Here is a 12,351-nt window from a genome sequence, read left to right on the forward strand (position 1 = left end):
AAAATTGGAGGCCGATTATGTCAATTAAAAAAGCAATTATTCCTGCAGCAGGTTTCGGTACCCGCTTTTTACCGGCTACAAAAGCACAACCTAAAGAAATGCTGCCCATTATCGATAAACCGACCATTCAATATATTGTCGAGGAAGCAGCGGCTGCAGGAATTGAAGATATTATGATCGTGACAGGCAAAGGTAAACGCGCGATCGAAGACCATTTTGATATTGCTCCCGAACTTGAATACAATTTATCCAAAAAAGGAAAGCTTGATCTTCTTGCGAAAGTCCAATTTTCTTCAAACCTCGCGAACATCCACTACGTTCGGCAAAAAAAACCGCTCGGCCTCGGGCATGCGATCTGGTGTGCCCGAAGTTTCATAGGAAATGAACCGTTTGCTGTCCTCCTTGGCGATGATATTATTCAAAGTAAAACTCCATGTTTAAGACAGTTGCTGGATGTCCATGAGGAAACAGGTGCCTCAGTAGTTGGAGTTCAGACCATCCCTTGGGAGGAAACTACACGTTATGGAATAATCGATCCCGGTTTGCGTGACGGGAGACGGTACGAAATCCACAATCTAATAGAAAAGCCTGATCCAAAAGTGTCCCCGTCAAACCTTGCAATCGTCGGGCGCTATATTCTCACGCCTGAAATTTTTTCCTATTTAAACGAACAGACAATTGGAGCGGACGGAGAATTCCAGTTGACCGATGCGATACAGGCCCTAAACAAAAACCAGCAGGTCTTTGCCTATGAATTTGAAGGCAAACGATACGATATCGGTGAAAAAGCAGGATTTGTTAAAGCAACCATCGATTATGCTTTGCTTGATGCTGATATCCAAAAAGAACTGCTCACCTATATGAGCGATATTATCAACAACAAAAAAGCGGTTTTGTAAGCAGACTTACACTGTAATGTTTGATTCACAAACAGCATCTCAGCCTTCTTGTATGCCTTACTGCAAACTATTTGGAGGTGTCCTATGACTCATATCACATTTGACTATGCAAAAGCAAAGTCGTTTTTCGGGCAGTATAACATACAATTTCTGGAGCATAGCGTGTCAGCGATCCACCACCAAATGCATAGCAGGAAAGGCATGCATCAGCACCACTTAGGCTGGCTCGATCTTCCTACAACCTATGACAAGAACGAGTTTGACCGTATTCAAAAAACGGCAGTGAAAATTAAAGAGACGTCTGATGTACTGTTGGTCATCGGAATCGGTGGTTCGTATCTGGGGGCGCGTGCAGCGATTGAGATGTTGAACCATAGTTTCCATAATTTATTGCCAAAAGAGAAACGTCATGGTCTTCCGCAAGTTTTATTTGTCGGATATAATCTGAGCGCTACGTATGTAAGACATGTGATGGATGTATTGGAAGGAAAAGAGTTCTCCATTAACGTCATCTCCAAATCGGGCACAACGACTGAACCGGCAATTGCTTTCCGGTTGTTCCGACAGCTTTTGGAGGAGAAGTACGGCAAAGAGAAAGCGAGAGAACGGATATATGTGACGACGGATGAACATGAAGGCGCATTGAAAGAGCTTGCGGTCAAAGAAGGTTACGACACCTTTGCCATTCCCGCCACCATTGGCGGGCGATATTCAGTGCTCACTGCTGCCAGTCTACTGCCGATCGCAGCAAGCGGAATCGATATCCATCCGATCATGGCGGGCGCTAAGCGGGCCCATACTGAATTATTGACCCCAGTCTTGCAGGAAAATGCCGCCTATCAATATGCCGTCATTCGCAATATCCTTTTTCAAAAAGGCATGGCAATCGAAATGTTCGTCACATACGAACCCGGTATGCACTATTTAGCGGAGTGGTGGAAACAGCTTTTCGGCGAAAGTGAAGGGAAAGACAGGAGAGGAATCTTCCCAGCATCTGGCACCTTCCCTACGGACTTGCATTCATTCGGTCAATATATACAGGAAGGTCAACGGAACTTGTTTGAAACGATTGTGAAAGTGAACCAAAACAAAGATGATCTACCAATTGATCCCCAGGATGACAATATAGATGGCCTCAATTATTTGGCAGGCAAAACGTTGCATTGTGTCAATAGTAAAGCATTCGAAGGCGCACTTAACGCGCATAGTAACGGTGGCGTTCCCGGACTAATATTTGAAATTCCATCCATGGATGCCTATACGTTTGGATACCTCGTCTACTTCTTTAAAAAAGCATGTGCGATGAGCGCCTATCTATTCGGTGTGAATCCATTCGATCAGCCTGGTGTGGAGGAATATAAAACGAATATGTTTAAACTGTTGAATAAGCCAGGATATGAAACGCTAGAAATCCCTATTATTAAAAATTAAATTTCACAACGTATAGCGTCAAAGTAGGTTTATCGATAATGGGCAACATTCTTTTGGCATGGCTTTGCGCACTTTTTTCAATCTATTCAACCTCATGCCTTTTGTGTTTTTATAATACGTCTGTTTGTACTCTTTTCAATACGGAATCACAAATTGTTTCTACTGTGTCTAGTGCTTCTTTTTCTGTCTGACCTCTCGCCGCGAAATAAAATTTACATTTAGGTTCTGTTCCAGATGGACGGATTGTAAACCAAGCGCCATTTTCCAAGTAGTATTTCAATACATTAGAAGTCGGTAAGTCAATCGTTGTAATCTTTCCAGTAGAACACTCAAGCATTTCACTACTTAAATAATCTTCTATCCTCTGCACTCTACTACCAGTAACAGTCAAAGGTGGCGTATGACGGAACGAATTCATAATCCGTGTGATTTGTTCCGAACCATCTTTTCCTTCTAGTGTGATAGAAGTGTTCAGTTCTTTATAAAAGCCATACATTTCATAGACTTTCTGTAACACTTGATAGATCGTTTTTCCCCTATCTTTATACACAGCAGCAATTTCCGCCATGAAGACTGCGGTTTGAACGGCATCTTTATCACGTACGAAGTCCCCTATCAAGTAGCCATAGCTTTCTTCAAAGCCGAAAAGGAATGTCTGCGCTTGTGTTTCCTTGTATGTAAGAATTTTCTCTGCGATAAATTTAAAGCCTGTTAGTACGTCCACTGTCTGTAAGCCGTACTTTTCCGCCATCACAGTCACGATATCGGTAGAGACGATTGTTTTCAGAACGACACCATTACGTGGTAGTTCCCCGGCTGCTACTTTCTCTTCCAGTAAATAATGGAGAATAACTGTGCCGATTTGGTTACCTGTTAACAGGTTAAATTGCCCCTGTTCATCCCGAACCACCACGCCTAGTCGATCTGCATCTGGATCTGTTGCAAGCAATAGATCGGCTCCAACCCTTTCTCCATATTGAATAGCTAATTCAAACGCCTGAGCTTCTTCTGGATTTGGACTTTTAACAGTTGAGAAGTTCGGATCTGGCTGTTCTTGTTCTTTTACATACTCGACCTGCTCGAAGCCAAACGTTTCAAATGCCTGTCGCATAGGCTTGCTCGCTGTCCCATGAAGTGCTGAAAAGACAATCGATACATCCGTTACCTCTTTGTTTAATCTGATCGTTTGTAACTCTTCCATATACGCTAGATCAACTGCTTTACCAATCGATACGAGTAATCCTTCAGTAGCTAATTGCTCCTCATTCGCTGGATCCTGTACAAGATCTATTCCTAACTTAGCTATAGAATCGATAATGATGTCTGCTGCTTCTGGTGGAAGTTGGGCTCCGTCTTCACCATACACTTTCAAGCCATTGTATTCTGGTGGATTATGACTAGCTGTAATCATAACTCCAGCAAATGCTTGTAGATTGCGAACAGCGAACGAAAGCAATGGCGTCGGTCGAAGTTCATCAAATAGAAACGCTGTAACACCTTGTCCGCCAATCACTTTTGCCATTTCAAGCGCAAATTCTTTGGATAAGTGACGTGAATCATAAGCAATAACGACTCCACGCTCTTTCGCTGATTGCCCTTGTCCTACTACATACTGTGCAAGTCCAAGGGCCACTTTACGTACCGTATACATATTTAACCGATTTGTTCCAGGCCCCATCACACCACGCATGCCGCCCGTTCCGAACTCTAAATCTTTGTAGAAACAATCCTCTGCTACCTTCTCATTGAGTAACAGTTCCGAGAGTTCCTTCTTCATCGGATCTTTGTCAGTCAGCTGTGTTACCCAATGTTCTGCTTTTACTTTCCATTGCATGATCTCATCCCTTTTCAAAGGTATCTCCATTGGATAGAATATTCATTTTTTTCAGATTACCATACAAGCTGAAATTTGTCATTTGAAATTTCACTAGTACATAGTTTGTTCCAACTGTGCAGTTTCCCCAAATACAGGCTGTCCGTTTTGATAATAAACTTGTTGAAATCATATCCTCTTAACAGAGATTAACTTACCAAAGGGGATAATCATGATGGGAAAGAAGAAAAGTAATAAACTCTTACTTTTTATTATAATCATATCCATTTGTAGTTTACTTGCGTTGATAGGCTTTATTAATCACCTGCTTTCGCCAAGCTACAAATCAAAGAAAGTACTTGAGGCGTTTTATACGCATGAACAAGGTGGTAACTACGCTGATTCATGGGCATTACTTCACCCTTTCATGAAAGATAAATGGAGTAAAACACAGTTCATGACTGACCGTCTCCATGTTTTTAATGGCCATTTTGGTGCTGAAACGTTCCAATTTACAATAACAGGAGGTAATGAAATCAATGATTGGAAAATGGCTGAAGAAGCAGAGGCATTTGATATAGCCTATAAATTTACTGTCATTCAAACCTATAAAGGAAAATACGGAAGGTTCAGCTTCCTCCAAGAAGTATATGTCGCAAATGCTGTAGGCGAGTGGCGGATATTGTGGGATTATAATTGAACAGAAAAAAGTGATCTGAGCGTTTTCTAGATCAGAAGACACTTCATTTTTTATCGGATAATTGTCGTAATAGTATTGAAGTTGTGTGGTGCACATCGTTTTTGCGTTATGCATAGGCACCCGTTTTTAACATCGCTTTGGGCATTTGTCTCTTTACAGCATAGCCGCTTCTTGATACCATGATAACAACAGAACCCACCACGCCTCTTAACAATGCGGACCAAGGTGGGTCATTTTTTTATTTTGGGGGAGATTTTAATTGAGCCCTGCAGAAATAAACAGTAAAGAACCAACGACTTATGAAAGAAACACAGTACCATCAAAAGCATAAAATTGAATTCTGAGTACCAAAGAAATGCATAGGTATTGGATTTCGGAAAAGCAAAATTGAATTTTGGGGGTGTTTTCGGGGGCAAAATTGAATTTTTATAGTTTTTATTTTGGGTAAGTTTTGTTGTTTTGAAATTAAACAACAAAAACCCTTCCGACCGTTTTCTTGGTTAGAAGACTTCTCATGATTTTCGGAATGGTGTTGGAGTTGTGTAGTTCACTCATTCTATTTCATATAATAGGTATGGCCTTTTAACACCTACAAATTGTCTGAATAGGTCCAAGTTGTGTGGTGCACAGCGTACAGCTTTTTATCCTATCTCAAATATTGGGTTTATGATAACATATATATGAATCTTTTGACTTTAGAAAATATGAAAGGAAGTGTAATAATCAGATATGAAAAAGATATTAAAGCCATTGATTAGTGTTATTGCCATTGGTGCCCTCTCTCTATCTATAAATATAGATAAAAATGTATTAGCTAATAATATTGCAAATACATGTGAGTATGATTCGGCATCGAAAGTAAACCCTGATTATTCCACAATGAACTGTTTGTTAACCGAAACAGCACTGATTTATGATGTTCCTCCTGAAATTGTGAAGGCAATAGCGGAAGGTGAAAGTGGAAATTGGCGTCATTTCGATATGAATGGTGAAGCGATTGTGACAGCTGATAATGGAATTGGCATTATGCAAATTACAAATCAAGCCGGCTACAATCAAGATAGACTAAAAAGCGATATTGTCTATAATATTCAAGCTGGTGTAGAGACTCTAGATGATATGTTTAAGCGGAAGGATTTACCTAGCATCAACGGTGGGGAAAGAGATGTACTGGAACATTGGTACTTCGCTATCATGGCTTATAACGGTACTAAGCCGGTAAATAGTCCAATTGTCCAAGCAACTGGTGAAAGAAATGCAAATGCCTATCAAGAAAAAGTTCTCCGAATTATCGAGAATTTGGAATTAATAGATCTAACAGAGCTACCTTTTTCACGCGAACATTTTCAATATGACTCTAACAGCAGGGAAAATATTAAATTTTCAGCGATGAACTATGATTTTGATTTACCATTAAAAAAATCAAAGTATTTTTTTGAAACAAATCAAAAAGTTAGTGCAACAACTAATGTAACATTTAGGACAAGACCTACTACGGATAGTCTTTCTATGGGTACTTTACGTGAAGGCGAAATTGTTACCATTACGGGTCCTTTTGAATATGAAGAAGTATCAACGAAGAAAAACCATTTTGTTTGGTATCCTGTGAAAAGAAGTGACGGGACAGAGGGGTATGTAGCATCAAGTTATTTAAACTACTCAGCTTCACCGCCAACGCCAACACCTCCAGTTGACACTACACAGGACTACTCAGCTTACGCTAAAAGGTTTGCAGACTTCAGCACTACAGCTTGGTGGAGAGATGATATGATTTGGGCAATCGACCGGGGGTTAATTAGAGGTTACAATAACGAATGGAACACAAAAACAAAGAAATACGAAACCCAGTTACAACCGAATACACAATTAACAGAGGCACACTTCCTAACAATCTTCTTCCGTTACGCTCAAAAAGATGAAATAGGAAGTGTAAAAAACACTTCGTCTTGGAGTAGAAGTGGTATATACAGCATGGCGAAAAAGTATAAAATGCCTGTACTAGCAAATGAAAATTCGAAAGCTTCGAAAGCTCTAGCGGAGAAAGGCATTAGACGTGGTAAATTGGCACAATTGATGGCATCTTACCACTATGGGAAAAAAGTAAGTGAACCTACAGCGATTCAATTTTTCATGGGTAATGGGCTTACTACAGCGACTTCAGCCGTTGAGTATAAACCTGACCAAATTTTAACGCGTGCACACATATCAGCGTTTATTCAGAGATATGAATCGTTCCTATTAAAGCAAAAATAATTGAACCTAGAAAACGATTGCGTTCATTGCAATCGTTTTTCTGATTTTACGGCTGATACAATGCCATTCTTGGAGCATATCAAAATGGTACCTCATTAGTGATTACTAGAGCGTGAAGGTATAAAACATAAGTAGAATACGGCTTTTGGATATAGTACCCGGATTCAATTGCCATGTAAATGGATGAAGACTCCAATGTAGGAAGCTGTATTTCATAGCTGTTTTTGCTGATTCTACTGTATTTCCTTCTCCAAACGGGGGATTCACGTAATGGTAAATTGGTTCGGCTAGTCCAAAGAAGACGAGGCCGATCACCAATCCTGCAGTAAATAGCATGGCAAACCATGTAAGACCTAACTTGCACTTCTACGATCATACATTGTCCTTGTTTCTCTTCCAGCATAGCTTAACTTTGTAAAGCTTGATGGATCGTTCGCTGTGATGATAGTAGGATCTACGTAGACTGTTCCATGATATGGGGGATCTATTTCAGGTTCTCCTGGAAGCTGTCGTGGCTGATAAACAAACTGCTGATACACATCTTTTCCTAACGCGATACCTTGCTCGCTAACTAGATCTTTCTGCAAAAGTAGCGTATATGTCTTTCCAGCCTGATAAGGGGTATTCGGTACAAGCAGCAGATGCTCGGGATATAAAGAACTAACCGTAGACACTTCAACCCCCGCTTGATCAAAAATCTTCGCTTTATACAAATTCTCTTCCGCACCACTCATTGGACGATTGAACTGGATGCGCCATGCCTTCCGAGGATCGTTAATCGTTCGAAGGGGCTTCTACTGCATAGCCAGTTGCAGATTCGGAAGCAACTTCAATGTGTGACTTTTTGGCACAATTGACTTCGCTTGTGTAGATTCTACTCTGTCATTCTCTCCATTCAGCGTCGTGGCCGTAACAGGGAGTACAGTAGTGAAAAGTAGAATTGCAATGCAAAACGACATAGGTAACCATTTTCTAGACATAGTAGCCTCCTGAACATTCTGTTATATCATTTCATTATAGTGTGATTTGAACTAGTAAAGCAACTTAGTTATGATTCTTAGTGACTATTCTCTACACAGTTATAGTAACCTACTGTAAACGCTAAACCGGAGTTAACGGTTCTCTTTTTTCATCAGGCAACCGTCAGAATAGCTTCTGAATTCAACAGTGCACAGGCACCTTTAATTAATTTGGCTTGTTGTGCACAGGTACAGCTCACTAAGACAAAGAGATATATTCACCAATATCCAAAATCTCTTCTACCTCCATCAAACAATATCGGATATAACTCTCACTAGTCTTTTCAAACGGTGGCGGTAAGTACCGAAGAATTGAATGAATATCTATATAAGGTAGTGAAGTAGTAGTGTCATCATATAAAGGAAAGGAGCTGAATGGATAATCGGCTAAACGTTTCACCATTGGAATCTTGGTTTCGATTGGATTCCGATGAATGTATCGACTGACTGCGAGAAGCGATTGTGGAGTATCGACTTCTTTGGAGAAATAGCGACGTTGATAGATGCGTCCTACATGATTGTAGCGTTTCGAATAATAGTCGCTATATCGACGATTGATCTCCCTCATGATTTTCGATAAGTCATCCTCTGAACGAATTAGCAAATGATAATGATTAGTCATAATACAGAATGCGATTAGAGTAAATCGATATTTCTCATACGCATGAGCAATACAACGCATCAGATGATACATATCTTCTTCAGTAGCGAAAATATTTTGACGGTTATTGCCACGCATGACAACATGATAGTATGCATACGGTCGCCAGTTTCGTTTACGTCTGGCCAACTGAATCACCTCCTACTAGTTGCAACCCGGTAGGTAGCCGCTTCCACTCAATCGCTTCCTGCAGCGCACTTGCCGTAATACCCGTGCTCCCCTGCAAGTCCGCTATAGTACGGGCAATCCGAATGAGTTTGACTTGTGTCCGATTACTCCACTTGTGCTCAAAACAGATATCACCAATTAGATTCAGTTGATCGGAAGTCAGCCCAGCAGTCTGTTCCAGTAGCTGAAACGATACCGTGCCGTTTAGAACATTGCGACCATATCGTATTCGTTGCAACTCCCGCGCTTTTTCTAGGCGCTTCCGTATATCCAATGAACTCTCCGCAGTAGTTTGTTCTTTTAAGCCACTGCTTTCAAGAGACAACACAAAATCCAGCCTATCTAAAATCGGACCGGATACTTTTAATTGATAATGCGTAATCTGCTTCTGAGTACACGTACAGTAGCGCTCCCGAGAACCGTAATAGCCACATGGACAAGGATTCGTAGCCGCAATTAACGTAAAAGAGGCTGGATAACTGACGGTTTGTTTTACGCGGCTGATCGTCACTTCTCCGGACTCCATCGGCTGACGTAACATATCCAATGTTTTTCTGGAGAATTCCCCCAATTCATCAAGAAATAATAGTCCGCGATGCGCCAAGGATATCTCGCCAGGCTTTGGATACGTACCTCCGCCGATCAATGAAATAGCGGATGCTGAATGGTGGGGTTGCCGATAGGGAGGACGAAGCGTTATACCTTGTTTTTCACGTGCTAAATGATAAAGACTATACACTTCAAGTGCTTCCTCCTGCGCCAAATCAGGCATAATGGATGAAAATGCACCAGCAAGCATACTTTTTCCACAACCAGGAGGACCAATCAATAATGTATGATGTCCGCCTGCTGCTGCAATCTCCAATGCACGCTTTGCCTGCTGTTGTCCACGGATAGCTGAAAAATCGGTCTCATATTGCTCCTGAAACGTCGCTTGTTCTGTAATTACGGGAGCTAATAAGCCATCAAATAACAGAGTGGACTGTCCTCGTAAATGATTCAACAGAGCCTCAACATTCGGCAGTGGAATCAATTCTACGTCTTTTGCATAATTAAGAAATGAAACATCCACTGGCGGCAAATAGATTCGTTTAAAACCAAGAGTGAGCGCTTGTTGAATCGCAGGTAACAAGCCGTGAAAAGGAACCAGTTCACCGTGTAGTGAAAGAGAGGTAATCACACAAATAGAATCATCTAGCGGCAACGGCTGATCGGTAAGTTCCTGTATAGCCGCAAGCAACATCGCTCCATCAAATCCTGTACCGCTTTTGCGTATATCAGCAGGCGATAAATGAATCGTAATCTTCTTCATGGATAAATCATACGCTAAATGATGTAAACAGCTTAAGATCCGCTCTTTTGATTCTTTGATACTTACATCCGGCAACCCTATAATGACACATTGTTCTTTATCGTCACGAATATCCGCCTCCACCCGAATACGCTCTCCTTTTAACCCTTGCAGACCAACACTCCACACCGTCGATGCCATTACTCCACCCTCTCTCGTATATATGATTGTATTGAGTATAGCGAAGGAAACAAAGTAACGTCAAAAGTGCAAAATTGAATTTTGAAAGCAAGAGAAGTGCATAGGTATCGTATTGTGGATATAAAGAATTGAATTTCGGGGCTGTTTTCGGGGGCAAAATTGAATTTTGATAGTTTTTATTTTGAGTAAGATTTAATAGCTTTTGAATTCAACAGTGCGCGTACGGTTCGGCAATCATTCACTCTGTATGGATTGCTATAATACAGTGATGGCGGAGGAGTTAGGATTAGAGCTTCCGCAACTGCCCAAAACATTTGTCGCTGATGATGTGAATGGAGTAAAACATATTTTTGAAGTGGAGCGGCAGATCACGGGAACAGCGATTTTGCTGACTGCGCATGAACGATGGGAGCAAGGATACGAGTTTGCAGTGGATGGAGAACTGGATGACGATCAGCATAAACTATTCAAACAACTGATAGAAAAAACAACACGGGGCCTGTCGGAGACTTATCTGGAAACAGGGAAATTTCCAACAGATGAACCCTATACATATGTAAAACAAAACCACTTGAAAGGCGTACTTACCTACGATTCAATAAACAGCGAAGCACCGCTCGTAATCATCGACGGAAAGCCATATACGTGGGATGAAGTAGGCCGTATGTTGCAAGCTTTCGAAGGATTTCAAGTGAAGATGGTGATGAAGGACTTGGCCGATGAGCTGGAGTGAACAGCAGAATGTTTATTTAGTGACCTATTGTGGTTGGGTTGTGTGGAATTACATTGGACTGATAGGCTGCAATCAAAAAAGAGTCCCCCATCGATTTCTCGATCAAAAGACTCTTTTCTTGAACACTATCTAGTTATCAGAATAGTGTCTAACTGTGTAGTGCACAGGCACCGTTTTTAATGCCACAACTCCACCTCCTCTCGTTTAGGCACAAAAAAAGAACCCCTTGTTTGGGATTCCTTATATTAAAATCTTAAATAGGCTAATATCTTTTGATTATTATTCATTTGAAGAATTTTAAAATCATTGCTCAAATAAAAATCATTTAGATATGGGACATCATCATATTCTACACATACAATTCGTAATCCAACTAAATCATAAGCCAACTCGCAATTTTCTAAAGCGAATTCTAAGATAGCATCGCCACTTACCTTACCCTTATATAAGTCAGATCTTCCTAATTGAGCGATTAAAATAGAATTAAAGACATCTGTATTTTTATCTCCAGATAATTTCTTCCTTGATTCTTTAGAAACTTCCTCTACAATTACAAAGGGTTTTACTAGAAGAGTAAAGTAACCAATTATTTCATTATCATTTTCATCATCCACAACTAGACTTGTACGAGTTAAAGCTCTTGTTTCATTGGGAATTGCCTTTTTGTGCAGAAATACTTGAACATCCTCATTTTTTTCACTTTGAAAGGATGACAAGTATTGATATATTTCAGCCTCATCCTGAGACGCATCAATTAAACTCGATAAACTAACTATTTGCATTTTCTAGAATTTAATATTTTTGCTGCATTAGCAATTCTTTCTGATTTATTAAGCTTTATATCGTTAAAAGTATTTGTGTGTCTGATTTGAGTACGTGGCGATGAAATAATTTTTTTAGACGCTTCTTCATCAAGAGTAAACCGTTGAAAGATTGTTTCTGTAGCCATTTCAACATCCTCCTCATCACACATACTAATCACCTCGCCTTAAAAAGGAGTAGTATTTAGTATATGCACTTCTTTTCTAAATTATAACATCAAATCACCATTTTTTCCACCGTAGAATGCTGCCCTAGATCCCTACTGGAATGACATCATCAATAAAAAGTTCCTGTTTTGGCTTGGCTATTCCTGTATCTTCTCGAAACGGGTCGGCGTCCTCTTTTTCAAATGCAGCCATG

At 40.5% G+C, this 12,351-nt stretch carries 12 protein-coding genes and 1 pseudogene; 5 read left to right on the forward strand and 8 right to left on the reverse strand.

What is annotated here, in order from left to right:
* Window positions 1–14 precede the first annotated feature (14 nt).
* Together galU and CSV79_RS11565 are read left to right on the forward strand one after the other, a co-directional pair.
* A complete protein-coding gene (gene galU, locus CSV79_RS11560) occupies window positions 15–899 on the forward strand; it encodes a UTP--glucose-1-phosphate uridylyltransferase GalU (protein ID WP_099689211.1) in 885 nt (294 codons plus the stop codon).
* Between the two features lie 84 nt (window positions 900–983).
* A complete protein-coding gene (locus tag CSV79_RS11565; RefSeq protein WP_099689212.1) occupies window positions 984–2,330 on the forward strand; it encodes a glucose-6-phosphate isomerase in 1,347 nt (448 codons plus the stop codon).
* 109 nt (window positions 2,331–2,439) lie between these two features.
* Here CSV79_RS11565 and CSV79_RS11570 read toward each other — a convergent pair whose 3' ends face one another.
* The gene (locus CSV79_RS11570; RefSeq protein WP_099689213.1) at window positions 2,440–4,164 is read right to left on the reverse strand and encodes a phospho-sugar mutase; all 1,725 of its coding nucleotides are present in this window, start codon (window positions 4,162–4,164) and stop codon (window positions 2,440–2,442) included.
* 211 nt (window positions 4,165–4,375) lie between these two features.
* Between CSV79_RS11570 and CSV79_RS11575 the strand changes: the two genes are divergently transcribed.
* A complete protein-coding gene (locus CSV79_RS11575) occupies window positions 4,376–4,843 on the forward strand; it encodes a hypothetical protein (RefSeq protein ID WP_158232526.1) in 468 nt (155 codons plus the stop codon).
* A 729-nt stretch (window positions 4,844–5,572) separates the two neighbouring features.
* Window positions 5,573–7,096 (forward strand): SH3 domain-containing protein, encoded by a 1,524-nt coding sequence (locus CSV79_RS11580; protein WP_099689215.1) that lies wholly within the window; start codon window positions 5,573–5,575, stop codon window positions 7,094–7,096.
* A 177-nt stretch (window positions 7,097–7,273) separates the two neighbouring features.
* Here the strand turns inward: CSV79_RS11580 and CSV79_RS11585 are convergent.
* The 5 genes and pseudogenes from CSV79_RS11585 to CSV79_RS11605 form a co-directional block, all read right to left on the reverse strand.
* Window positions 7,274–7,447 (reverse strand): annotated as a pseudogene (locus CSV79_RS11585) (BCCT family transporter); the annotation flags it as partial.
* A 2-nt stretch (window positions 7,448–7,449) separates the two neighbouring features.
* The gene (locus tag CSV79_RS11590; RefSeq protein ID WP_143560568.1) at window positions 7,450–7,809 is read right to left on the reverse strand and encodes a hypothetical protein; all 360 of its coding nucleotides are present in this window, start codon (window positions 7,807–7,809) and stop codon (window positions 7,450–7,452) included.
* Window positions 7,810–7,890: 81 nt separating this feature from the next.
* On the reverse strand, window positions 7,891–8,076 hold the full coding sequence (locus CSV79_RS11595) for a hypothetical protein (RefSeq protein WP_099689218.1): 186 nt from the start codon (window positions 8,074–8,076) through the stop codon (window positions 7,891–7,893).
* Window positions 8,077–8,314: 238 nt separating this feature from the next.
* Entirely contained in the window at window positions 8,315–8,905 is a 591-nt protein-coding gene (locus CSV79_RS11600; RefSeq protein WP_099689219.1) for a transposase, read from the reverse strand.
* A complete protein-coding gene (locus CSV79_RS11605) occupies window positions 8,892–10,436 on the reverse strand; it encodes a YifB family Mg chelatase-like AAA ATPase (protein WP_099689220.1) in 1,545 nt (514 codons plus the stop codon). Before CSV79_RS11605 ends, CSV79_RS11600 begins: the two co-directional genes overlap by 14 nt.
* Window positions 10,437–10,638: 202 nt before the next feature.
* On the opposite strand from CSV79_RS11605, the gene CSV79_RS11610 reads away from it, so the two are divergent.
* Window positions 10,639–11,169 (forward strand): DUF7686 domain-containing protein, encoded by a 531-nt coding sequence (locus CSV79_RS11610; protein ID WP_143560569.1) that lies wholly within the window; start codon window positions 10,639–10,641, stop codon window positions 11,167–11,169.
* A 245-nt stretch (window positions 11,170–11,414) separates the two neighbouring features.
* Here CSV79_RS11610 and CSV79_RS11615 read toward each other — a convergent pair whose 3' ends face one another.
* Together CSV79_RS11615 and CSV79_RS16840 are read right to left on the reverse strand one after the other, a co-directional pair.
* Entirely contained in the window at window positions 11,415–11,951 is a 537-nt protein-coding gene (locus CSV79_RS11615; protein WP_099689222.1) for a hypothetical protein, read from the reverse strand.
* On the reverse strand, window positions 11,942–12,118 hold the full coding sequence (locus tag CSV79_RS16840) for a hypothetical protein (RefSeq protein ID WP_158232527.1): 177 nt from the start codon (window positions 12,116–12,118) through the stop codon (window positions 11,942–11,944). Before CSV79_RS16840 ends, CSV79_RS11615 begins: the two co-directional genes overlap by 10 nt.
* Window positions 12,119–12,351 lie beyond the last annotated feature (233 nt).

Source organism: Sporosarcina sp. P13, assembly GCF_002743055.1.
Taxonomy (GTDB): Bacteria; Bacillota; Bacilli; order Bacillales_A; family Planococcaceae; genus Sporosarcina.